This is a genomic window from Cryobacterium aureum (assembly GCF_002954245.1).
Taxonomy (GTDB): domain Bacteria; phylum Actinomycetota; class Actinomycetes; order Actinomycetales; family Microbacteriaceae; genus Cryobacterium; species Cryobacterium aureum.
This window is the reverse complement of sequence record NZ_PPTG01000009.1, coordinates 344819-367218: the sequence shown is the minus strand read 5'-3', so window position 1 is coordinate 367218 and position 22400 is coordinate 344819. Positions and strand designations below refer to the sequence as shown.

The window sequence follows — 22400 nt, the reverse complement described above, 5'->3', positions numbered from 1 at the left end:
TCATCATGTCCACCACCACCCTGCCGACGCCGCGCCGCGGCGTCGACTACAAGAAGTTTCTCGCCAACAACGGCGCCCTGGTCGGCCTGGTTGTTCTCTGCCTCGCCCTGTTCATCGCAACCCCGGACTTTCTGACCGGGCCGAACCTTCTCAACATCGGTATCCAGGTATCCACCGTGGCCGTACTGGCCTTCGGGATGACCTTTGTCATCGTCGCTGGCGGGATCGACCTGTCCGTCGGCAGCGTGGCGGCCTTATCGGCCATGTCCTCCGGGTGGATGTTCGCCAGTGCTGGTCTCCCCGGTTGGCTCGCCCTCGTGGGCGGTCTGGTAGTCGGAGCACTCGCCGGAGTGATCAACGGTTTGGCGAACGCCTACGGAAAGCTGCCATCCTTCATCGCGACCCTCGCCATGCTCAGCGTTGCCCGCGGACTGACCCTGGTCATCTCCGACGGCCGGCCGATCAAGACCGCGCCGGAGGTCTCCTTTCTCGGCGGAAACCTGGGACCGGTGCCGATGCCGATCGTCATTCTCGTGATCGCTGCCCTGGCCGCGTCCTTTTTGCTCAACCGCACCGTGATCGGCCGTTCGATGTATGCCGTCGGCGGTAACGCAGAAGCTGCCCGGCTCTCGGGTCTGCCGGTCAAACGCATCCTCGTCACCGTGTTTGCTCTGGCCGGACTCTTCGCTGCCCTCGCCGGGCTGCTGCTCGCCGGCCGCCTCGATTCCGCGCAGCCTCAGGCTGCCGCCGGGTATGAACTCGACGCTATCGCGGCCGTCGTTATCGGTGGTGCCTCGCTCTCCGGTGGGCTCGGGCGCATTTCGGGCACCCTCGTGGGCGCCCTGGTTCTGGTCGTTATTCGCAATGGCCTGAACCTGCTCAATGTCACCTCGTTCTGGCAACAGGTCGTGATCGGTCTCGTGATCGCTCTCGCTGTGGGTATCGACGTGCTTCGCCGCAAGACTCGCAATAGCTGACTCACCGGCTTTTCAGCAAAATTTCCCCTCCATCCGCCTCATCCAAAGGAAAACCAATGAAGTCATCCTCGTTCCTCAAAATTGCGGCAGTGACCGCAACAGCCGCCTTGATCCTGGTCGGAACCACTGCCTGTGGGCGTGGCGGCGGCGCTGAGGCCTCCGGCGACAAAATCGTGATGGCCATTTCCACCCTGAACAACCCGTTCTTCGTGGAATTGCGCGACGGAGCAGAGGCTGCAGCCAAGGAAGCCGGAGTGCAGCTGAGTATCGTTGACGCCCAGAACGACTCGGCCACGCAGGCTAACCAGCTCGCGACGGCCGCCTCGAGTGGTGCCAAGGCCGTTATTGTGAATCCGGTGGACTCGGATGCCGCCGTCTCGGCAGTGGATGCCTTGATCACGTCCGGAATCCCGGTCATCGGAGTCGACCGCACCGTTACCGACGTCGACCTGGCATCACTCGTCGCGAGCGATAACGTGGCCGGCGGCCGTCAGGCAGCCGATGAGCTGGCCAAAGCCATGGGCGAAACGGGCACCGTTATCCACCTGCAGGGCGTAGCTGGAACGTCGGCTAGTCGGGAGCGCGGCGCTGGCTTCGACGAGGGCATGCAGGCATACCCCGACATCACCGTGGTCGCCACGCAGACGGCCAACTTCGACCGCGCCGCCGCGCTCGACGTCACGACCAACCTGCTGCAGGCCAACCCGGGCGTCACCGGTATTTTCGCCGAGAATGATGAGATGGCCCTCGGCGCTATCCAGGCGTTGGGAGCACGGGCCGGCTCCGAGGTCGTCGTCGTCGGCTTCGACGGCACGGCCGACGGACTTGCTGCCATCGAGGCTGGCACCCTGGTCGCCACCATCGCCCAGCAGCCGGCCGAACTCGGCAAGCTCGCCATCGAATTCGCCATCAAGGCCATCAAGGGCGAGACGATCGCGAAGACCGTTCCGGTCGAGGTCGTCTCCGTCACCAAGACGAATGTCGGCGACTTCGCCAAGTGAGTCACCTTGCCAGTAGTGCCCTCACCCCACCCGCCAGTACTGCCGCTCCCGGCTTGGTCGTCGTCGTTGGCTCCATCAACGTCGATCAGCTGATCCGCGTTCAGCGCCACCCGAAGCCGGGCGAGACTCTCATTGGAACGTCAATGGAGTACTTACCCGGCGGCAAGGGGGCCAACCAGGCCGTGGCCGCGGCCCAGCTCGGCGCCAGCGTGCGCCTGGTTGGCGCGGTCGGTCGGGATTCGCAGGCCGGCGTCGCCACCGCGATCCTGACCGACGCTGGTGTCGACCAGTCGGCCGTGCGAACGGTCGATGAACCCACCGGGCTGGCCCTGGTCAGCGTGGATGATGACGGCGAAAACACGATTGTGGTCATCCCCGGTGCCAACGCTCTGATGGGTGCCGAGGCCGTTCAGGCCAGCGCGGGCATCATCGCTGCTGCTGCCGTGGTAATTCTCCAGGGTGAGATCCCGCCCGACGGAATCACCCAGGCGGCGCGCCTGGCAACGGGACGCGTGGTGCTGAACCTGGCCCCAGTGATCGAACTGGATGCCGGCACGATCCGGCGCGCCAACCCGCTCGTCGTCAACGAGCACGAGGCTGCCCTCGTGCTCGCGCAACTCGAACCGCACCGCGTTGTCCCATCCGAGGATGCCGAGCTGGTGAGCCGGCTGCTGGAGTCGGGCGTCGCATCCGTTGTGCTGACGCGCGGCGCCAAGGGGGCCATCTGCGCCGACCGGGATGGCACGACCACCGTGGCATCACCGACGGTCGTGGCCGTGGACAGTGCGGGGGCTGGCGATGCATTCGTGGGAGCGCTGAGCGCGCAGCTGGCGGCCGGGTTGAGCCTGCCTGAGTCCGTTCGCCTGGCCGTGCGGGTCGGGGCCTTCGCGGTGCAGAGCCGCGGGACTCAGACTTCGTACCCGACTCTGGTGGACGTGCTGCCGGCGGTGAACGCATGAAAAAGCGCGGCATCCTGAACGCTGAGCTGTCGGGGGCCCTGGCCCGGCTCGGTCACACGGATGTCGTTCTGCTTGCGGATTGTGGCCTGCCGATCCCGCGCGGGGTTCCCGTCATCGACCTCGCTGTAGTGCACGGTATCCCGAGGTTCGAACAAGTTCTCGACGCGCTGCTCGATGAGATGGTGTTCCAGGGATGCGTCGCGGCGGAGGAAGCCAAAACCGCCCCCGCTGGAGCCTGGCTGGCCGAACGATTCAACGAAATCGAGTACATCAGCCACGCGGACTTGAAGGCGTTCTCGGCCACCGCGAAGCTGTTCATTCGCACGGGGGAGGCAACGCCGTTCGCCAATGCGGCGCTGGTCTGCGGAGTCTCGTTCTGACAGCGGCCATCTATTTCGTCGCGGATTCGAATGGCACATTCTCGGGCTGCTGCAGACGATGGTCTGGCTGCTGTTCTGAGCTCGCCCTGGTCCCAGAGCCGCAGCGAAGGGTTGTGATATTTATCGTGCGCGGGGGATCGTGGGGTGTGCAACGCTAGGGGCATGGATCTTGAGGTGTCGGCGGTGCTGACCATTCCCGAGCGCGAACTCGGCTGGCGCTTCTCCCGGTCGTCGGGCCCCGGCGGGCAGCACGTGAATACCTCCGACAGCCGGGTCGAACTGTCCTGGAATATCGCCGAGTCGAGCGTGCTCTCCGACGACGAGCGGATGCTGCTGCTCACCCGCCTCGGGCACCGCCTCGTTTCCGGCGTGGTCACCATCGCCGCCAGCGAGCAGCGCTCCCAGCTGCGCAATCGTGAGATCGCCCTGCGCAAGCTCGCCGACCTGGTGACCGTCGGCCTGGCGGCGGAACCGGCCGCGCGCCGCGCGACCAAACCCACGCGGGGTTCGGCGCGGCGGCACCTCGCCGTCAAACAGCAGCGCTCCGCCACGAAGCAGAACCGCCAGCGGCCGGCGGCCGAGTAGGCCAGCGACCCACCGGCATCCGCTCACAGCGACCGCTACTGCACGAGCAACATCTGCCGAAAGTACGCGGCCAAATCCGCGGTCGCCGTCAGCGGCAGCACGTGGGCGACGTACTGGTCGGGGCGCACGATCACCACGACGCCGTCGCGGTCGAGACCGCGTTGTTCGAAGATGTCGTGCGCGGGGTCGGCGGCGTAGACCTTCTCGTAGTCGATCAGCCCGAATGGGCCGGTCTTCGGCAGGAACGCCGGGTCGACCTGGCCGAGGTCCACCTCGGTGTGCGCCTGCTGGAAGATCACCTTGACGTCGAAGACACTGTCAATGTCGGTGCCGGCCGGAGTGTGGGCGAGCAGCGGCGAATCGGGGGAGGTGCGCATCCACTCGGCCCATGTGGTCAGTGCTTCAGCGGAGGCGTCGGCAAACGCGTACACGCGCCAGCGGCCGTCGGCACGGTGGTGGTGACCCAGCTGCACCGGGTTGGCGTCGCCGACGCGCACGACCGGGGCAGATTTGAAGCGTTTACCGATGGGGAACCCGGCGGCGAGCGCCTGGTGGGTGGCTTCGCCGATCAGCATCGACGGCGGGTACTGCGTCATGAAGCCGGAGGGGAATTCCGCCGTCTGAGTGTAGAAGTCCTCAAGCGGCACCTTCAGGTCCTCGGGTTTCGCGGCCATCAGCGAAGACCACTCCTTGTCGAAGTCGATCAGGTTCTTCGCGATGACCTGGCGTTCGGCGGAATAGGTACTGAGCAGGCTTTCGGGGCTGCGACCTTCGAGCACGTAGGCGAGCTTCCAGCCGAGGTTGAAGCCGTCCTGCATCGAGACGTTCATGCCCTGGCCAGCTTTGGCGCTGTGCGTGTGGCAGGCGTCACCGGTGATGAAGACCCGCGGCGAGCGGAGGCCGATTTCCTCCGGCAGTAGGTCGTCGAAGCGGTCGGTGAGGCGGTGGGCGACCTCGTAGACGCTGTGCCAGGCCACATTTTTCACGTCGAGTGTGTACGGGTGCAGAATCTCGTTCGCTTTGACGATGATCTCGTCGATCGTTGTCGTGCGCACGGCGCCGTTGTCGTCGGCGGCCACTTCGCCGAGGTCGACATACATGCGGAACAGGTAGCCGCCCTCGCGCGGAATGTGCAGAATACTTCCGCTGGCTCCCTGGATAGCGCACTTGGTGCGGATGTCAGGGAAGTCGGTGACGGCCAGCACGTCCATGACGCCCCAGGCGTGGAAGGCGGCGTCGCCGGCCAGCGTGCAGCCGATGGAATCGCGCACGGCGCTGCGGGCACCGTCAGCGCCGACCACGTACTTGGCGTGCACGATGCGCTCCTGGCCGGTCAACTCCCCGCTGGTGTGTCGCAATGTCACGGTGACGGGGTAGTCGCCCTCGTTGGTGTTGGTCAGGCTGAGCATTTCGAAACCAAAGTCCGGCACCATTCGGGTGGGCGAATTGGCCATTACCTCGGCAAAGTAATCCAGCACGCGCGCCTGGTTGACGATGAGGTGCGGAAACTCGCTAATACCGGTGGGGTCATCGATGGCGCGGGCCGTGCGAATGATATTGGCGGGATTGCTGGGGTCTGGCTTCCAGAACGCCATCTCGGTGATGCGGTAGGCCTCGGCGATGATGCGCTCCGCGAAACCGAAGGCCTGAAAGGTTTCGACGCTGCGGGCCTGGATTCCGTCGGCCTGTCCGATCGGAAGACGACCGCCACGGCGCTCCACGATGCGGGTGGTGATGCCCGGAAACTGGGAGAGCTGGGCGGCGGTGATCATGCCGGCTGGGCCCGTTCCCACGATGAGAACGTCGACGTTGTCGGGGAGCTCGTCGGGGCGATCGATGCCGACTCCGGCCGCATCCTGGGTGCGGGGATCGGTGGACACGTATCCGTGGTGGTGAAACTGCACGGCTTCCTCACTTCTCTGTGTGGTTAAAACGAGTGTGGTCTGACGAGTGTGATCACGCTGTTCGATAATAGAACGTCATGTTCTATTATCGCTTCCTAATCATATACGTTCTGAGCGGCTTCGCAATGCGAGAAGTGCGGGTAGCGTGCTGACAGTTGCACCGGCTGACGACCGGCGAGCCGTTGGCGCCCTGGGCGACTCGGTTCGTCTACCCATTCCGCTGGTTCTACAGCGTGCTGAGCGCGGCGGATCACTTTCGAGACTCGACCCTGCACGACGGCAGTGCCCCCGATCCCCGAATCGCGGGAGCGCTTGAGGTGGTGCCTGCCCGTTTTACTGGCAGGTTTGGCGAGTCCCGAAAAACGATAGCCGTGGCCCGGTAGCGCTTTGTGGTCGGGGTAGGCGCTCACGGCGTCGAGCGAATCGAGGTAGTTCGCGAGGGGATTCGTCGCACTGGTCTCGCCTGTTGTGCCGGCTAGAACTGCCAAGGAAAGGGGGACCAGTCGGGTTCGCGGTGTTCGAGGAACGCCTCCTTGCCTTCGACGGCTTCGTCGGTGCCGTAGGCGAGGCGGGTGGCCTCACCGGCGAAGAGTTGTTGGCCGACCAGTCCGTCATCGATGGCGTTGAAGGAGTACTTGAGCATGCGGATCGCGGTCGGTGACTTTGTGAGGATGGTGTTCGCCCAGTCCAGCGCGGTCGTCTCCAGTTCTGCATGCGGAACCACCGCGTTGACAGCGCCCATCTCGTAGGCGCGCTGCGCGTCGTACGGTCGGGCCAGAAAGAACACTTCCCTGGCGAACTTCTGCCCCACGTGCTGGGCGAAGTAGGCGCTGCCGTAACCGCCGTCGAACGACCCGACGTCGGCATCCGTTTGCTTGAACATGCCGTGTTCCTTGCTGGCGATCGACAGGTCGCAGACCGAGTGCAGCGAGTGGCCGCCGCCGGCCGCCCAGCCCGGAATGACCGCAATGACGACCTTCGGCATGAAGCGGATGAGACGCTGCACCTCGAGAATGTGTAACCGACCGGTGCTCACGGTTCCGTCGCGGTACTGGTAGCCGTCGCGGCCGCGGATTCTCTGATCGCCACCCGAGCAGAATGCCCAGCCACCGTCTTTGGGGCTCGGTCCGTTGCCGGTGAGGAGCACGACGCCGATTTTGGTGTTCTGCATGGCGTCATCGAGCACCCGGTAGAGCTCGTCGACCGACTGCGGGCGGAAGGCGTTCCGCACCTCCGGCCGGTTGAAGGCGACGCGGGCGACCCGGCCGGCGTTGTCGTGGTGGTAGGTGATGTCGGCCAGCGCGGAGAAGCCGTCGACGGGCTTCCACAGGGACGGATCGAAAATTTCGGAAACCTGAGTCATGATTTCAGCTTAGGTGTGCTTGGAGTTCGCACGGATCTCGGTGATGATGCCGGAGAAGTCCCGGCCGCCGCCATCCGCGTCGGCGTAGCGGCGATAGATCTGAGCGGCGAGCGGTGCGAGTTCGGCGGCGACCCCGGTGGCTTCGAGGGCGTTCACGGCCAGGCCGAGGTCCTTCGCCATCAACGCTCCGGCAAAGCCAGGCTGGTAGTTGTGGTTGGCCGGGCTGGTCGGCACCGGTCCGGGCACCAGGTCGTAGCCGATGACGGTGTGTCCGGCTGTGACCAGGTTGGCGGCCATCGGGCCGCCCATGTGGCCCAGGCCGATGAAAGCGATTCGGTTGCTCATCTGTTTTTCCTCCTGCAGGGTGTGGTGGTAAGAACTGTGCTCAAACAGTGCGCCAGAACGTGGCGGTCACGAGCCATCCGCCAAGGAACGCCCGACGATGAGGTGCATGATCTCGTTGCTGCCCTCCAGGATCTGGTGCACGCGCAGGTCGCGCACGACTTTCTCGATACCGTATTCGCTCAGGTAGCCGTAGCCGCCGTGCAGCTGGATGGCGCGGTTGGCCACCGAGAACCCGGTGTCCGTGGCGACGCGCTTGGCCATGGCGCACAGCTTCACCCGGTCGGGCGCACCGCGGTCGAGGGCGTCCGCTGCCCGCCAGATCATGGTGCGGGCCGTTTCGAGCTCGGTGTCCATGTCGGCGAGTTCGAACAGCAGGGTCGACCGGCTCGAAACGGCGGGACTCGTGCGCCGAGTGGCTCACCCCACCGATGGACGGGCCACGCTGATCGAGCTCACGCCGCTGGGCCAGACCGGCGTGCTCGCCGCCACTGACGCGCTCAACGCGCGGGTGTTCACGCAGCCGGGGCTGGGTTCCGGCGAGGCTCAGAATCTGATCAGCGTGCTGACCGGCTTTCGCCGTGACGCCGGTGATTTCGTGGACCCCGACGTGGGCGGTCACGGGCGGGACTGACCTTGTCAGCCTGCCCGTTTGAACAAGCATGTTGGCGAGTAAATAGACGCGATCGCCGCCGAGAACGGCCCGGACGCCTACCGGGGGCAGCAGTCGACGGTGCCCGACTTGGGGGTGGCGCGGACTCGAACGGGGGCGGGACGTCGACCGCGAGTGTTAGTACGGTATTACTCGGGGAATCGCGAATAACCAGCTGGGTTGAACGAGTTGTACCCAGCACCGTACAAGCCTGATGCAGGGCAACAGAGGTGCCCGACGTTAGGTTCAACACCCATGCTTGCCACACTCTTTTTCGGCACCAAGGATCGCCTGCGCATCAGCTTGCGGCCGTCGACGCTCGCGCGATCGCTCTTCACTGCCGCGGTCGTCGTTGCGATCATGCCGGTCATCGCTGTGGGCATGTTCCTCCTGGTGAGCCTGGCGACTCCGGCTCTCTCTGCAACTGCGGTCGGCGCCGTTCTGCTCGGCGTGAGCAGCACCGTCGTTCTCTATGGAACCGCCGGCATCCTGTTGCTGTTCGGAGTGTTGCTGGCGAGTTTCGTGCAGGTGGGGGCGCATGCCGATAGCCCGCGCCTGCTGCGACTCTCCTGGGCGCGGGCGATTCGGGCATTCCCCCGTCTCGTCGGTGCAATCGTCGCGCTCTGCGCCACGTTCATCGCTGCCACTGCCTTCTGGCCGATTATCACCCTGGGCATGTTGGTCATCGCCGTGGTGGTCTTCGTGCGCGCGGAACGGGGCGCATCGGTCGCGCCGGTGCGGTCCGGAGTGAAGAGCTTGTGGCGGCGAGTGCCAGCGAAGTCGCGTCGAGCTCTGGTCTGGGCGATACCGCTTGTGCCTGCGCTGGTGTCGCTGGCGTTGCTCGTGGCCGTGCTTCCCGCGAGTCTCGCGGCACCGACTTCGTTCCGCCAGCTGTTCGCGTTGGCGTGGGCGCGCATGCGCACCCTACAGCTGCTGGCCATTACCATCGTGGGCGGGGTCGTCACAGCCGGCGCCAGCCTCGGCGGCGTGTATGGGGCAGTGGCTCTCGATCCCACGAATGGCTTGAACGGAAACGGCCCGTTCCTGGCCTCGCTCGCCGTGCTCATCGGTGCTGTGCTGGTCGTGCAGGTCGTCGTCGGGGCTACCGTCGCAATCTTCACAACGGATGCCACCTCCCGGCTGCCGCGCGCGCGCCCGCGCCTGAGCATCCGCTCGGTTGGTGCACTGATGTCGCGCGGTACGAAACCGGCGATCGGTCGAGTGGCCATGGTCGCGATCACGGCCCTGGTCATCACCATCGCCCCGATGCCCGCCTACGCCGTCGGCGAGGCAGCACCCGGCACATCCAGTACCGGTGAAACGCCGCAACCGGTCGCGCCTGAGTCGACGGCAGCCCAGCGGGTGGCGGTGTCCGATGCCAGTATGCAGTCCGCCGGTACCGAAGCGACCGTTGTCACGGCCACCCTCTACAACCTGCCCGCGGAGCTGGGTGGCTTTCTGGACATTGTTGTGCAGGTTACGGCGCCCAATGCGCCGCAGGGCACCGTCGTGCCGGGGCGAGTGAATGTCTGGGCCGGTGAACAGCTGCTCGGCAACATCGAACAGTCGGCGTATGGCGCGTTCTGGTCGCTCAATACGACCGGCATGACGCCTGGTGATGTGCAGCTGCGCATTGAATACCCCGGCCAGGATGGCTTCGCGCCGTCTGAATCGTTCATTGACATTACCCTGGGCAAAGCCTGGACAAACGTGACGGGCTTCGTTTTCGGCGACGATGAATTGACCTGGGGTGACACTCACACCCACGCCCTCACCATCTGGGCGGCCTACGACGAACCGCGGGTCATGGATACCTTCCTCGTCAGCAATAACCTGGAGACCCTGATCTCGAGCGTGCCCTTCACCATTGTCGACGGGAGGGGCGATGTGCTCGTTGACCTCACGGGCCTTCTACCCGGTGGAACACCCACCTACACCCTGCGTGTTCGGGAAACTGATCACGCGCGGACCGGCTACGTTGGTGACTATTTCACCAAGACGGTCTCTTCTGCGACGACCGCTCTCGCCCTTTCGGCGACCGACCCTTCCGGCGCGGTCACCCAGGGCAAAGTCGGCGAGCCGATGACAATCACCGCAACGGTCGCCTCACCGGCCTCGTCGTCCACGCCGGGTGACGGCACCGTGCGCTTCACTATTCCTTACCAGAACCTCGACCCCGTGGCCGTGAATGATCAGGGCGTAGCAAGCATCACGTTCACCCCGACGAATCGCCAGAGCATCACCTTCTCGGCGGAGTACCTCCCGAACTACACGCGGAAAGCGTACTCCGGGTCATCAGCGACGCTCACGGTGAACCCCGGTGGGGCCGTGACCGGTGCTCCCACAGCTTCGTGGAACGGAAAACTGAACCTCACTGACACGCGCTTGAGCGTTGCCTACCCGTCATCTGGCGACTTCGCCCCACCGACCGGAACGGTCACGATCCTGGACGCCGCCGGCCAAGCGGTAGCGACCACGAGGGGTTGGGGCGAGCCCCAAACGCAGTTCGAGCTGAGTGCGGGGGCGATTACCCTGATCGTGCCCGTCGGTGTGGGAACCCACCAATATTCAGTCTCCTACTCGGGCGACAGCAACTATTCTCCCCGCGCCGATGCACTTCCCGTCGTCGTCGTGACGCCGCCCGTCGTCACCCTGACCGCGCAGACTCCCACCTACTATTCTGAGTCGACCCAGTACCTGATTCAGGTAGCGGATGTCGCGCTCGGGCTCGTGCAGGGCGTCACCATCTACGCGACCGATTCCGACCAGAATCGCACCGTGGTCGGAACGGCCACCTACAGCTCGTCAACCGGCATCGGGTATCTCCGCGCAGTGCTCGCACCTGTCGGGTCGGTAACGCTCACGGCGGAAGTGGTCTTCACCGCGGCCAGTGCTGTGACGTCGGTATCGTCCACGCCGCAGACCATTGTCGTACCGGCACCGTTTGCGCCCGACGTGCAGGTGAGCATCGACTCGTCCACGGTCTGGAGCGCGAGCCGCCGCACCGTCGGCGTGAACGTGCAGGCGCTCTCGGCCGGGCGGTACGTTGACGTTCCGTCGGGCACGGTGGCGGTAATTCGAGATGACCTGGGCGTCCAGGTCGGCACGGTGACCCTCACCGGCTCCGAGCCACGTGGTTGGGTCAATATAGAGCTCACCCGATCGGGTACCACCGGCCTGACCGCCTCGGTGCCGTATGGCCCGTTCGGTGGGATTGCGACCAGTGTTCTGGCGGAACTTCCCGCAGTGGTGAACGGAAACGCCACGACATTTGCCGTGTCGTCCGACACCATCGGCGGCGACGTCAGCATCGATCTCACCGCCACCGTCTGGGGGTCGCCGCTTGATTCCACACGAGCCGTGACGGTCGTTGCTACCTTCGACGGCACGGAGAAAACGGTCACGCTCACGCGCCGGGACACCGAGATTGATCGCGGCTGGCTCGGGACGGTGGTGTTTTTCGACGGCACCGCGACTTTTGCCAGGCCCACTTCCGGGTATCAACCTCTCACGGTGACCAGCGCGGGCAACGGTGCTGATGTCAGCGCGATCGACTACCGCGGCAGTATCTTCATCGGCACGAGCGCCACAGTGTTGACGGTGCCGCCGATCTCCGGTGCAGTCGGCGGTGAGCCGCTGGAGGTGACACCCATCGTGACCGCCGTCGAGGAGGGCGGACCGAACCCGACCGGAACGGTGAGGTTGCTGCTCAAACCGTCCTATGCCACGTGTGAAGCGCCGGTCGAAAGCGGTTGTGTCTTTCCCGGTGACGCGGTACGCGGGGGCACGAACATCCTCTCTGCCAGCTATCTGGGCGACACCTCGAACTCGCCCACGGGCTCGTCCACCGTGTTCTCCGCGCAGGAGCGCACCACCGTACTCGAGGCCACCTTCAGTGTCGCCCCCGACCAGTGGATCGTCGGCGAGTCCGTGACCGCGACCTGGACCACCACCACCTCCGGCCGACCGGCCGTCGGATTAGTCACCGTGGTGGCCGGTGATGCCACGTGCAGCGGAATCGCCCTGAGCGGCAGCTGTTCCTTCGCGGTCGCACCGGACGCAGTGATCGCCTCCGCGACGGGACAGCCGTACTCGGTCATGTTCGACTCTTTCGACGACGCGCCCGATCAGCTGATCACCGGCTTCGCCGTCCCCCGGACCTGTGTCGTCCTGCGGTACTGGGACGCGTCTACGGAGATTGACCTCGACGGAGCAGAGCCCTGCCACACTCAGGGCCAGCTGGGCGTGATTGCCGGGAGCACGGTGAAACTCACCGCCCAACCTCTCCCGACCCACTATGTTTTCGGCCGTTGGCAGGTGAACGGTATTGATGCTGTCACCGAAAAAATCGGTGATTTGTCAGCCTCGACGATCGTGACCCAGTCGGGTTATTATTCGTACACCACCGATTACGCACCCCGGTGTTTCACCCTCACGGTGTCGCCCAACGCAGAAATCGCCACCGGACCCTTGACCCGAGATGACCTCAAGGGCAATTTGCTGGTCTATACCAAGCCGAACTGCTCAAGCCCGGATACTGCGACGGACGCCGATCTGGTCGAATTCGATGCTGGCACACCCCGTTACGCCACTGGCACGATTGTGGAGATACGCGCCGAACCCGCCTACGAGCGAACGACCAGTCAGCCCTATGCCATCGAGACCTTCGATGGTGTTATCCGCGCCGAAACCAATCCTGAATTCGGCACCGTCACAATGGATGCTGACCACACAGTCTCCGCCACGTTCGCCGTTGCGGGGTGCGTGCCGTTTCGACTGCACCAGAGCGCCGGAGGCAGCGCTTCCATCCTGTCGGCAAATCGCCCGGAGTCCAGCCGCGCCCTCAAACCGGCGACGGGAGATTGCACTGACCCGGTCGGCGGCCCCGGATACGTGCGCGGCACATCCGTTGTCATCGAAAGTATTCCCGATCCGGAATACGCCTTCACCAGCCTCGCCTACACTCGCGAAATCCCCACGGACGATCAGCTGACGGCGGCTGCCCTCGCGCAGAAGCCCGAAACGACGGGCTCGACGCGGACCACCGTCATTATCGGTGAAAAGTCGGACAGGCACGTGCGCCCCGTGTTCTCCCATCAGGACTGCGTCAGCGTCATGGTGCGCGTGATCGGTCCGCGGGCGCACGTGACGCGATCCGATAGCGGAGTGAGTCTGCAGGGCGGCAGTGGCGACGAGGAATGCGCTCCACCGCGCACGGTCGCGGCGGAGCAGTTCGACGACTACATCACGGTGGAAACGGTGTATTCCGTGCTGTCCACCTCCGTTCTCGTGGCAACGCCCAAATACGAGTGGTGGCCTCTGCGTACTGATCGGGCCACGATCACGTGGTCGACGAGCTACGGGGCGACGACCGTTCCCTCCCGAAAAATGGCAGGCGGGGGCGAAGTGGCCGATCTCGTCGTGCGCAGTCCGGGTATGGATTACTCCACCTGGGGCCCGATCGTTGCATTGGATCAGTTGCCGAGCACCGACCGGGAGGTGCTCATCACCGCCACCTATGTGTCGCGCGAATGCGCCACGCCGACCGTAGTGAACCCATTCGGCGCGCCGTACCAAATGCGTCTCACGCCGGGACTGACCTCGGTCTGCTCGCTGCCCACCGAAGCCGACCGGTACCAGACCGTCGAGGTGCGGGCGGCGGATTCGGACATCCCCACTCTGAAACCGGTCTTCTCCATCGAGCGGAGCGCAGCCAACAACGACGGTCGCGCCTACCTGCCCAACCCGGCGACGGTGCCCGGTACCCAGACCCTGGCCCTTGAATACTGTGCTCCACTCAACCTCACCGTGACGATGCGAGATGACGCCGGTACCGTGCGCACACTGGGCTCGGCGGAAGCGGCCAGAATTGTCGTGGATGACGGAGGCTGCGCGCCCCTGAATACGCGGCCAGCCAAAACGGTCACGACGTCGCTCACCGTCGAGGCCGCTTACGCGAACTCGATCATTGACACGCCGTCGGTCATGCCTACTTTGGCGGTGGACGCGCGCGGCATCTCGGCACCGACCACGCTGAATCTCCGCGTCAACTGCGTCTCAGTGGATGTCGGCGACCGCACGACCCGCAACACCCCCGCGAACTGCCCGGGTGGTGCCGCCAATCGCTATATCAAGGGAACCGTCGTGCAGTTCACCGGCGAGGTGCACGACGATGAGGGACTCGACGGCTGGAACGGTGTCGATGAGCAGAATGGCGTGACGGCGTGGGTCATCGCAGAAACAGACCGGTACGCGGCAGTAGATATCGACTACCCGAGCGTGTGGGACAAAATCTCCAATGGACTCAGTGGTCTGGCTCAGCGCATCGTCTCGGCCGCCGTCATCGTCGCCACCGGCATCGTGCTGGCGAAAATGATGCTTGCCAAGATGGTCACGGCGGCGCTCAAATCCGTGGGTACCATCGTGGCGATTTCGGGCGGTGGCGATGGCATGCTGAATGCGATGACCAAGGTCGACAATGCGGTGACGGCAGTGATGAACACGGTGGAACTATTCAGTAAATGCATTAATACCTCAGCAGCGGGTACAGGTACGTTGACGGCGCTTCCGAGCAGCACACTGACCGAACCGGGCGCTAATGGCGTCAATGACGCGATTTCGAACACGGAGTCTGCTTTCGACGAGCTGGCCGACAATCTCAACGGCAACGGCAGAAGCGTGGGAGGGACCGCCGCCCAGGTGATCAGTTCGGGGCGCGGCCTCGTGGACCTGTTCGGTAGCAACACGAGCCTCTACGGCCGGGATGCCGGCCAAGCCTGGACCTCGATGGGAACAAGTCTTGGTGGCTGCATGCTCACGGGCCTAGAGGACAACGCTCACCTGCTGCTCAGTCACGAGAGGTAGCTTGCCGGCAAGCGCGGCGGCCGAACCCGGTGTGGTCCCGGCCGCCGGGGTTGAACGTCAGGCCGTACTCGACACCGGGCGTAGTGCGATGGTCATCGAAACCGGATGCGCGGCTCCCGATCTCAAATTCGGCGGTGAGCGCGTCGCCGGTCGCCTCGTGCACCTCGCGTTCGCGTCGGCCCGGCGCGATGCCGGTGCCGCGGCAGTGACCTGGCCTCTGGGCTGAGGCGTGCGGGTAGCCATCCGCTCGAACAGGGTCGATGATTGCTCTGTGAGAACACACGGCATGCGGAGCGGGTCGTGAACTCGACGGCCCGGCGTGTGCAGCGTGTCTACCTCACCCTGATGCTCGGCAACACGCTGTTTCTGCTCGACGCCGAGAGCAAGGGAAACTCATGGCCACCGGTGAGACGCAGATCGACAATGGTATTTTTCGCGTGACCAAGTGGACGATTGAACCCGGAGATGCCATTCCCATGCACGTTCATGAGTATGAATATGCGGTTGTGCCCCTCGTCAGTGAAACCATGCACGTCGTCAACGCCGACGGTTCAGAGATCGTCGCGGAAATTCGTAGCGGGCAGAGCTACACGCGGCCATCCGGTGCCGAACACACCGTCGAGAATCGTGGGTCGCGGGCCATCGAATTCGTCGAGGTTGAAAAACTCGCCTGAAACCCCACCTATTCGGCCTGGTAGTCAATCTGATCCTGCAAGGCCAGGACATCGTCCTGAAAGGCCAGAAAAAGGTTGGCGATGGTGGCGGCGCTGCTGATCGACGTGCCGAGCGATTCCTCGCACTTTCGCAGTCGGTACCGAACCGTGTTGTCATGCACATACCGACCAGTATCGAGGCGGAACCCACGTCAACGACGTGAGCTTTATCCGCCCGATCTTCTCGGGCGGTGGGGTCATCGCTTTCGCCCAGAACAAGGGCCACTGGCATTCACTACGACCGGGCCGGATCGGCCCCGGTCGTGGCGACGGCCGTCGCCGCCGACATCCGCCCGGGGGGAACGGTCGTCAACGCGGGCTGGCCGAACGCCGTGACCGGCTTCTGCTCCGGACCGTACGAAAACATGAACGGTAACTTCGAGATTTGGTCCAAGATCATGCCTGAGCGGGCCTGGCCTGCGCCGGACCTCGCCGGGGTCGGGGCGACGTGGGGTCCGATCCTGACCGCTGTCGTCGCATCCGCTGTGTACGCCGGCTGTGGAACACGACGACGTCGAAGACTGCGCTGGTCGCCACCACCGCCTGATTCGGCCGCACGGAACGGCGTGAGAGTGCTTCGGCGCTGCCACGCTGTTCTGCGTCGGCCTATTGGTCTCCGACATCGACCAGTCGCAGGGCGAACAGACAGGTGGCCTGACCCTCGACCGAATTGAGGTTGAGCAGCAGAAGTGTCTCAATCTTGCGCAGCCGATAGTTGAGCGAGTTTCGGTGGATGAACAGGGCGTTGCAGGTCTTCGACGGCTGCGCGTCGTTGTCGAGATACGTGCGCAGGGTCTCCAATAACGGGCCATCGCGCTTCGAATCGTGTTCCCGAAGCGGCACCAGTAACTTACGAGCCGCTTCTTTCGCTCCGCGCCCGGCGGTCGCGCTGACCACCGCGCTGAGACCCAGCGCGGGAGCGAGGTGCGGGCGGTCGATGCGTCGGACCAGTTGCAGGGAGTGCACCACTGACAGACGCAGCTCGAACAGGCTCAACGTCGCGGTCGTCAGCACGAGGGGTTGCTTATCGTGGATCTGCAGCAGGCGCTCGGCAACGGCGTCGAAGTCTTCGCGCGGATTCTGCGCAAACGCCACGAGTCGATCGGTGAATTCGGTCACCCGAACGGTATGAAACTTCTCGTGAAGCGCCACCCGCAGCTGCCACGACGTCGACGCGAATTCCCCGCTCATATCGGCAACCAGAACGGATGTCGCGACCCGCGGATCCAGCCCGATGTCCTGAAATGCACGACGTACATCGAGGTGTGTTGCCTCTTCCCACGACTCGCAGGCCAGGACGAAGCTTTTGATCTCCTGCTGGCGGCTGGCATCGACACTGACCGAGCGGTTCAGCTGCAACGCGATAATTGAGGCGACCGGGCCGAGGAGGGAGGCTAGGGGGTTGTCGCTGTCCGTCTCCCGAATGGCGAGGCGACACGGGTTGTTGAGCCCCATGGGCAGAGGAATGTTCAACACGCCGGCTTGTGGCTTCGTCCGGATTCCGGACGTCCACGTGGCCAGGGCTGGATACTGAGCGATGACAGTGCCGTAGGCGTCATAAACGGCTAGTGGCGACTGAACGACGTTGTAGACGGTGGCCAACAGGGTGACGATCTCGGCATCCTGATTGGCGAGGCGAGCGCACTCGTCGGCTAGGGTCCAGCCACGATTGACGACAGCCAGTCGCTCGGCTTGCATGACACTTTCGATGAAGCGATCCACCTGCAACGGTGGAACAGCCGCCGGAACCTCCAGCAGGGGGACATCCCGCCGTGTGCACGCGGCAATGAGTCCGGGCGGGAGTACGTGGTGAGCCATCCCCGTCGCAAAGACGATCGCTGAAACGGGCACGTCGACCAGGCGTTCCACGAATGCATCCCAGGTGCGTTCGTCGGAGAAATTCATTCCGATCCCACTCGTGAGCAGTAGTGCAGCGGGATCCAGAAACGGGGTCGGATCCATCAGCTCTGTGGGGGCGCATCCGCTGAGTTCGGTCGCCAGCCGCGTTTCGGATGAGGGGGTTTGCAGCAAGAGTTGCAGTGAACGCTCCAGGAGCAGATCGACTACTCGCATACGAATCCTGTCTTTTCGGGCGATTTGCACAAATATTGTTGCAAGGTTAGTGCATCTGCCCACTGGGCCCGTGCCCGGTGGCACCGTAGCGTGGAGACATGGACGATGGCAACAGCAACTCGAACATCACAATAAACTCCGACCTGGGCGAGTCCCTCGGCATCCACAGCTTCGGCAACGACGAGGCGCTGATGGCGCTGATCGACGTCGCCAACGTTGCCTGTGGCTTTCATGCCGGGGACCCCGATGCGATGGAGACCACCGTCGCGCTCGCCAGTGAGCACGGAGTGCACGTCGGAGCTCACCCGGGATTGCCTGACTTGGTTGGTTTTGGGCGCCGCGAGATGAAACTCACGCCTTCCGAGGCGGAGTCCATCATTCGGTACCAGGTGGGCGCGCTGGTCGGTTTCCTGAACAAGTACGACCTGCCGCTGAACCACATCAAACCGCACGGCTCGCTCTTCGGGATGCTCGCGCGGGACGAGGCACTCATGCAGGGCGCGGTCAACGTTGCCAAGTCGTATGGCGTGCCGATCTTCGGTCTCGCCGGAAGCGCCCACCAAACGGTGGCAGAACGCAACGGCGTTGAATTCGTCGGTGAGCTGTACGTAGATCTCAACTACGACGCGCAGGGCGGCCTCATTATTCTGCGGCGCCCGGAAGACACGGACCCCGAGAAGGCCGCAGCTCGGGTACGTCGTGTGTTGCAGGACGGCAAGGTTCTGGCCACCGACGACACCGTTCTCGACATTCCCTTCTCGACAATCTGCGTTCACTCCGATGCACCGAATTCTCCGGCCGTCGCCCGAGCCGTCGGCCAAGCCCTTGGCCGGTAGCACCGCAGGTCGTACAGTACTCACCCGATGGCGTGGAATCACGCTGACCAGTCCGACGAAAGTGAACTCATGAGCCACCAGATCATCTCCCCCCTTCCCGGCATCTTCTATCGCAAGCCCGGCCCGGGCAAGGAACCCTACGTGAATGAAGGCGACATGATCTCGGCCGGGCAGACGATCGGCCTCGTCGAAATCATGAAGCAGTTCAGCGAGGTCCGCGCCGAGTTTGACGGCGTCCTGGAGAAGTTTGAAATTGACGACTTTGGAGTCGTCAACCCTGGCGATGTGATCGCCATCACGTCCTGATGGATCCAGGGTGTCCCTGGGCACCCGTCATGCCTTTCCAACGTTTCACTCGACTCACTGGAAGACTCAATGCAGAAACTACTCATAGCCAATCGCGGCGAAATCGCCGTTCGAATCATTCGCACCGCGCGAGAAATGGGCATCGTCACCGTCGCTGTCGTCAGCGAAGCGGACAAGACGTCCTTCGCGGCCGACCTTGCTGATGAGGTCATCATTGTCGGTCCTGCTCCGGCCGGACTGAGCTATCTCAATCACGCTGCCGTGCTTAAAGCCGCCCTCGACAGCGGAGCGGACGCCGTGCACCCCGGCTACGGATTCCTTTCGGAGAATGCCGAATTCGCGCGCAAGGTGATTGCCGCCGGGTTGACCTGGGTAGGGCCTTCTCCGGAATCGATCGAACTCATGGGTGATAAGTCGAGAGCGCGCCGTGCCGCGATCGACGCCGGTGTGCCCACCCTGCCCGGTACCGAATCCGCGCTGCAGGCCGGCGACGACATCGACGCCATCGCTGCCAGGATCGGATTCCCGCTCGTCGTCAAGGCATCTGCGGGAGGCGGGGGGCGAGGCATCCGTTTGGTGGAAGACCCGACGCAGCTTCGCGGAACGGTCGACATCGCCCAGGCCGAGGCCCTCGGCGCCTTCAATTCTTCGGACGTGTACTTCGAGAAGTTCGTGACCCGGGCGCGCCACGTCGAGGTGCAGATCCTCGGCGATGGTGAGACCTACCTTCACCTCGGCGATCGCGACTGCTCGATGCAACGCCGGCAACAAAAGATTCTCGAGGAAGCCCCGGCTCCCGGGCTGCCCGATCACGTTCGCGAGCGGATGCGCGACTCCTCCGTGGAGCTTGCCCGCATTGCACACTACGTCGGAGTGGGCACCGTCGAGTTTCTCTACGACCCGACCAGTCACGAAGTTGCATTCATCGAGATGAACACCCGCATTCAAGTTGAACACACCATTACCGAAGCCATCACCGGGATGGATCTGGTTCGTGAACAACTGCGGATTGCCGCGGGGGAGAAGCTCTCCATCACCCAGGACGACGTTCACTTTTTCGGGCATGCCTTGGAATTCCGCATCAACGCGGAAGATCCCGACAACAACTTCATGCCGAGCCCAGGCACGATCAAGACGATGAACCTTCCCGGGGGGGTCGGCGTGCGGTCGGATTTCGGCTTCATCGCCGGCAAGACGGTAGCACCCTTCTACGACTCCCTCCTGGGCAAGATCATTGTCTGGGCACCAACCCGTGACCTGGCCATCGCGCGGTCAGCGCGTGCCTTGAACGAAGCACACATTGACGGAGTCAAGTCGACGATTGGGCTGCTCAGTTCCCTCGTAGCCCTGACCGACTTCGCGCAGGTCAATCACCACACCAAGTACATCGAATCGTTGCTGGACTCAACGATTCCGGACTCAACGGGAGATGCCGAATGACGCAGCAAACCACGGCCCGATATACCTGGGGCGGCGATGAGTTTCTCTTCGTAGAAATCGCTGAGGGCATGTCCCTGGAAGCCAACTTCATCTCGAACAGCATCGCCAATGCCCTCGAGGCTCGCGGACTGGCTGGCATCGTCGACATCTGTCCGGCCAATGCCTCCCTGCTGGTGCGCTTCCATCCGGACCTACTGCCGTGGCAGGACTTGGAGCGGGCCGTGCGCGCGCTTGAAGAAGAGGTGCGAGCATCCACCGAAAAGGTGCTCGACACCCGCATCATTGAAATTCCCGTTTGGTACAACGATCCGTATACCAATGAAACGGGTGCCCGATTTCGCGAGGGATACCACCAGCGTCCGGAGGGTAACGACCTCGACTACGCCGCCGAGGTCAACGGCCTGGCCAACGCCGAGGAATTTATCAAGCGCCACCACGAATCCCCCTGGCTAGTGTCAATGGTGGGCTTCGTCGCCGGCTTGCCCTTTCTCTTTCAGCTGGTGGAACGTGAGAAACAACTTGAGGTGCCAAAATACCTGAGTCCACGCACGGATACTCCCGCCCTGACCGTGGGATACGGCGGCTGCTTCAGCTGTATTTATTCCGTGCAAGGTGCCGGTGGATACCAGATGTTCGGGGTCGCGGCCGCTCCGATCTTTGACCCGTCCCAGGCGTTGGACGATTTCTCCGACTTCATGATTTTCTTTAAACCGGGGGATATTGTGAAATTCAAGCCAATCGACGAAACGGAGTATCGGCGCATCCGCGCCGAGGTCGACGCCGGAACGTTCCGATATCGCCAGGCACCAATTGCGTTCGACCTGGGTGAGGCATTGGCCGACCCAGACGGTTACAAGCTGTCGCTTCTGGAGGCGCTCAATGGCATTTGACATTCTCGAACCCGGCCTCTCCACCACCGTGCAGGACCAGGGACGAATTGGCTACTACCGGTTTGGCATCCCGCAGGGTGGATCGATGGATCAGTATTCGGCGACCCTGGCCAACCGACTCGTCGGCAACACGGCGCGCGAGGCCGTGCTCGAGTGCACCTACATCGGCCCCAAGCTCGTAACCACGTCGGATGCCGTCATCGCCGTGACCGGTGCGCCGGTAGACGTTTTCGTCAACGGAGAACTCGTACCCGAATACGAACGACTCGAGCTGCTCGCCGGCGATGAACTGAAGTTCGGGGTGATCAAGGGTGGAACGAAGTATTTCATCGCTGTGCACGGCGGAATCGATGTTCCCGAGGTGCTCGGTTCTCGTTCGACCTATCCGATCGGAGCGATCGGTGGAGTCGAGGGGCGTGCGCTCGCCGCGGGTGACCTCGTTCCGGTCGGTGCAGCGATCGACAACGGCCTGCCCGTGCTGCAATCTATTGAAGTCGACGACCGTCCGGCCTTCTCCAAGGACGTGACTGTGCGGGTCATGCTCGGCCTGTACGACCACCTCCTCTCTCACGCGGGACTGGACAGCCTGCTGAACAGCGAATGGATCCTGACTCCGGTCGCTGACCGCATGGGACTGCGCTACAGCGGACCCGGCGTCGAATGGAAGGAGCGCGAACAACCGTTTGGTGCCGGTCAAGACCCGTCTAACATCGTGGACGCCGGGTACGCCGTCGGCTCCATCCAGATTCCCGGAGGCACCCAGCCCATCATTCTGCACCGTGACGCCGTGTCCGGCGGGGGCTACGCCATGGTCGCTACGGTCATCTCCGCGGACATGGACCTGGTGGCCCGCTGTTCTCCAGGCACGAAGACCCACTTCGTGGCCGTGACGATGGAGCAGGCGCTCGCTGCACGGAGGGCAAACACTGTCCAAGCCGCCAGGATCTGGTCGTAGCGGCCCACTCCTCAACTGGGCGCAGGTTTGGTAACTGGGCCCATGCTCAATCGGGCAGCGCCACAAGTAGGTATCTCCGAGTGGACGCGCATTCCGGCGGAGTTGGAATCTCATCTGTCCACGATGAGCTTGCTGCGCTGAATTGGCTGCGGTGAACCGG

20 protein-coding genes and 1 pseudogene are annotated in these 22400 nt (G+C 63.7%); 14 read left to right on the top strand and 7 right to left on the bottom strand.

Features of this window, described 5'->3' with window-relative positions; translation table 11 throughout:
- The first annotated feature begins 5 nt into the window (after nt 1–5).
- The 5 genes from CJ028_RS04690 (at nt 6) to arfB (ending at nt 3902) form a co-directional block, all read left to right on the top strand.
- Nucleotides 6–977 (top strand): ABC transporter permease, encoded by a 972-nt coding sequence (locus CJ028_RS04690; protein WP_105034100.1) that lies wholly within the window; start codon nt 6–8, stop codon nt 975–977.
- An 89-nt stretch (nt 978–1066) separates the two neighbouring features.
- The gene (locus CJ028_RS04685) at nt 1067–1978 is read left to right on the top strand and encodes a substrate-binding domain-containing protein (RefSeq protein WP_240607085.1); all 912 of its coding nucleotides are present in this window, start codon (nt 1067–1069) and stop codon (nt 1976–1978) included.
- A complete protein-coding gene (locus tag CJ028_RS04680; protein ID WP_105034098.1) occupies nt 1975–2937 on the top strand; it encodes a ribokinase in 963 nt (320 codons plus the stop codon). Before CJ028_RS04685 ends, CJ028_RS04680 begins: the two co-directional genes overlap by 4 nt.
- Nucleotides 2934–3317 (top strand): D-ribose pyranase, encoded by a 384-nt coding sequence (rbsD, locus tag CJ028_RS04675; protein ID WP_105034097.1) that lies wholly within the window; start codon nt 2934–2936, stop codon nt 3315–3317. Before CJ028_RS04680 ends, rbsD begins: the two co-directional genes overlap by 4 nt.
- A gap of 162 nt (nt 3318–3479) precedes the next feature.
- Nucleotides 3480–3902 (top strand): alternative ribosome rescue aminoacyl-tRNA hydrolase ArfB, encoded by a 423-nt coding sequence (arfB, locus tag CJ028_RS04670; RefSeq protein ID WP_105034096.1) that lies wholly within the window; start codon nt 3480–3482, stop codon nt 3900–3902.
- A 35-nt stretch (nt 3903–3937) separates the two neighbouring features.
- Here arfB and CJ028_RS04665 read toward each other — a convergent pair whose 3' ends face one another.
- The 4 genes and pseudogenes from CJ028_RS04665 to CJ028_RS04650 all read right to left on the bottom strand — a co-directional run.
- Nucleotides 3938–5806 (bottom strand): FAD-binding monooxygenase, encoded by a 1869-nt coding sequence (locus tag CJ028_RS04665; RefSeq protein ID WP_105034095.1) that lies wholly within the window; start codon nt 5804–5806, stop codon nt 3938–3940.
- Nucleotides 5807–6281: 475 nt separating this feature from the next.
- A complete protein-coding gene (locus CJ028_RS04660; protein ID WP_092339566.1) occupies nt 6282–7169 on the bottom strand; it encodes a 1,4-dihydroxy-2-naphthoyl-CoA synthase in 888 nt (295 codons plus the stop codon).
- Nucleotides 7170–7178: 9 nt separating this feature from the next.
- Nucleotides 7179–7514, bottom strand: a complete 336-nt coding sequence (locus CJ028_RS04655) for an NAD-binding protein (protein WP_105034093.1) — start codon at nt 7512–7514, stop codon at nt 7179–7181.
- A 66-nt stretch (nt 7515–7580) separates the two neighbouring features.
- Nucleotides 7581–7889 (bottom strand): annotated as a pseudogene (locus CJ028_RS04650) (acyl-CoA dehydrogenase family protein); the annotation flags it as partial.
- Between CJ028_RS04650 and CJ028_RS04645 the strand changes: the two are divergent.
- The 4 genes from CJ028_RS04645 to CJ028_RS04630 all read left to right on the top strand — a co-directional run bounded on the left by CJ028_RS04645 (nt 7867) and on the right by CJ028_RS04630 (nt 15701).
- Entirely contained in the window at nt 7867–8145 is a 279-nt protein-coding gene (locus CJ028_RS04645; RefSeq protein ID WP_105034091.1) for a MarR family winged helix-turn-helix transcriptional regulator, read from the top strand. The pseudogene CJ028_RS04650 and the gene CJ028_RS04645 sit on opposite strands and share 23 nt — an antisense overlap.
- Before the next feature lie 273 nt (nt 8146–8418).
- Nucleotides 8419–15027, top strand: a complete 6609-nt coding sequence (locus tag CJ028_RS04640) for an Ig-like domain repeat protein (RefSeq protein WP_105034090.1) — start codon at nt 8419–8421, stop codon at nt 15025–15027.
- A gap of 1 nt (nt 15028) precedes the next feature.
- A complete protein-coding gene (locus CJ028_RS04635; protein ID WP_105034089.1) occupies nt 15029–15253 on the top strand; it encodes a hypothetical protein in 225 nt (74 codons plus the stop codon).
- A 169-nt stretch (nt 15254–15422) separates the two neighbouring features.
- Nucleotides 15423–15701 (top strand): cupin domain-containing protein, encoded by a 279-nt coding sequence (locus CJ028_RS04630; protein WP_105034088.1) that lies wholly within the window; start codon nt 15423–15425, stop codon nt 15699–15701.
- An 8-nt stretch (nt 15702–15709) separates the two neighbouring features.
- On the opposite strand, the gene CJ028_RS04625 is transcribed toward CJ028_RS04630, so the two are convergent.
- From CJ028_RS04625 to CJ028_RS04615, 3 genes are all read right to left on the bottom strand, one after another.
- The gene (locus tag CJ028_RS04625) at nt 15710–15862 is read right to left on the bottom strand and encodes a helix-turn-helix domain-containing protein (RefSeq protein WP_105034087.1); all 153 of its coding nucleotides are present in this window, start codon (nt 15860–15862) and stop codon (nt 15710–15712) included.
- Between the two features lie 113 nt (nt 15863–15975).
- The gene (locus CJ028_RS21700; protein ID WP_276309366.1) at nt 15976–16107 is read right to left on the bottom strand and encodes a hypothetical protein; all 132 of its coding nucleotides are present in this window, start codon (nt 16105–16107) and stop codon (nt 15976–15978) included.
- 239 nt (nt 16108–16346) lie between these two features.
- Entirely contained in the window at nt 16347–17813 is a 1467-nt protein-coding gene (locus tag CJ028_RS04615; RefSeq protein WP_105034086.1) for a helix-turn-helix domain-containing protein, read from the bottom strand.
- A gap of 98 nt (nt 17814–17911) precedes the next feature.
- Here CJ028_RS04615 and pxpA point away from each other — a divergent pair, with 98 nt between their 5' ends.
- The 5 genes from pxpA to CJ028_RS04590 all read left to right on the top strand — a co-directional run bounded on the left by pxpA (nt 17912) and on the right by CJ028_RS04590 (nt 22240).
- Entirely contained in the window at nt 17912–18649 is a 738-nt protein-coding gene (gene pxpA, locus CJ028_RS04610) for a 5-oxoprolinase subunit PxpA (protein ID WP_105034085.1), read from the top strand.
- 69 nt (nt 18650–18718) lie between these two features.
- Nucleotides 18719–18955 (top strand): acetyl-CoA carboxylase, encoded by a 237-nt coding sequence (locus tag CJ028_RS04605; RefSeq protein ID WP_105034084.1) that lies wholly within the window; start codon nt 18719–18721, stop codon nt 18953–18955.
- Nucleotides 18956–19024: 69 nt separating this feature from the next.
- The gene (locus CJ028_RS04600) at nt 19025–20395 is read left to right on the top strand and encodes an acetyl-CoA carboxylase biotin carboxylase subunit (protein ID WP_105034083.1); all 1371 of its coding nucleotides are present in this window, start codon (nt 19025–19027) and stop codon (nt 20393–20395) included.
- Nucleotides 20392–21285, top strand: a complete 894-nt coding sequence (locus CJ028_RS04595) for a 5-oxoprolinase subunit B family protein (RefSeq protein ID WP_105034082.1) — start codon at nt 20392–20394, stop codon at nt 21283–21285. The genes CJ028_RS04600 and CJ028_RS04595 overlap by 4 nt, the downstream gene beginning before the upstream one ends.
- Nucleotides 21275–22240: a 5-oxoprolinase subunit C family protein gene (locus CJ028_RS04590; protein ID WP_105034081.1), complete on the top strand. Its 966-nt coding sequence runs from the start codon at nt 21275–21277 to the stop codon at nt 22238–22240. Before CJ028_RS04595 ends, CJ028_RS04590 begins: the two co-directional genes overlap by 11 nt.
- Nucleotides 22241–22400 lie beyond the last annotated feature (160 nt).

What these genes read in the sequence shown, in the direction of transcription:
- CJ028_RS04690 (WP_105034100.1), top strand. Translation starts at nt 6, where the DNA reads ATGTCCACCACCACCCTGCCGACGCCGCGCCGCGGCGTCGACTACAAG.
- rbsD (WP_105034097.1), top strand. Translation starts at nt 2,934, where the DNA reads ATGAAAAAGCGCGGCATCCTGAACGCTGAGCTGTCGGGGGCCCTGGCC.
- arfB (WP_105034096.1), top strand. Translation starts at nt 3,480, where the DNA reads ATGGATCTTGAGGTGTCGGCGGTGCTGACCATTCCCGAGCGCGAACTC.
- CJ028_RS04660 (WP_092339566.1), bottom strand. Translation starts at nt 7,169, where the DNA reads ATGACTCAGGTTTCCGAAATTTTCGATCCGTCCCTGTGGAAGCCCGTC.
- CJ028_RS04655 (WP_105034093.1), bottom strand. Translation starts at nt 7,514, where the DNA reads ATGAGCAACCGAATCGCTTTCATCGGCCTGGGCCACATGGGCGGCCCG.
- CJ028_RS04645 (WP_105034091.1), top strand. Translation starts at nt 7,867, where the DNA reads ATGTCGGCGAGTTCGAACAGCAGGGTCGACCGGCTCGAAACGGCGGGA.
- CJ028_RS04640 (WP_105034090.1), top strand. Translation starts at nt 8,419, where the DNA reads ATGCTTGCCACACTCTTTTTCGGCACCAAGGATCGCCTGCGCATCAGC.
- CJ028_RS04630 (WP_105034088.1), top strand. Translation starts at nt 15,423, where the DNA reads ATGGCCACCGGTGAGACGCAGATCGACAATGGTATTTTTCGCGTGACC.
- CJ028_RS21700 (WP_276309366.1), bottom strand. Translation starts at nt 16,107, where the DNA reads ATGTTTTCGTACGGTCCGGAGCAGAAGCCGGTCACGGCGTTCGGCCAG.
- CJ028_RS04615 (WP_105034086.1), bottom strand. Translation starts at nt 17,813, where the DNA reads ATGCGAGTAGTCGATCTGCTCCTGGAGCGTTCACTGCAACTCTTGCTG.
- pxpA (WP_105034085.1), top strand. Translation starts at nt 17,912, where the DNA reads ATGGACGATGGCAACAGCAACTCGAACATCACAATAAACTCCGACCTG.
- CJ028_RS04605 (WP_105034084.1), top strand. Translation starts at nt 18,719, where the DNA reads ATGAGCCACCAGATCATCTCCCCCCTTCCCGGCATCTTCTATCGCAAG.
- CJ028_RS04600 (WP_105034083.1), top strand. Translation starts at nt 19,025, where the DNA reads ATGCAGAAACTACTCATAGCCAATCGCGGCGAAATCGCCGTTCGAATC.
- CJ028_RS04595 (WP_105034082.1), top strand. Translation starts at nt 20,392, where the DNA reads ATGACGCAGCAAACCACGGCCCGATATACCTGGGGCGGCGATGAGTTT.
- CJ028_RS04590 (WP_105034081.1), top strand. Translation starts at nt 21,275, where the DNA reads ATGGCATTTGACATTCTCGAACCCGGCCTCTCCACCACCGTGCAGGAC.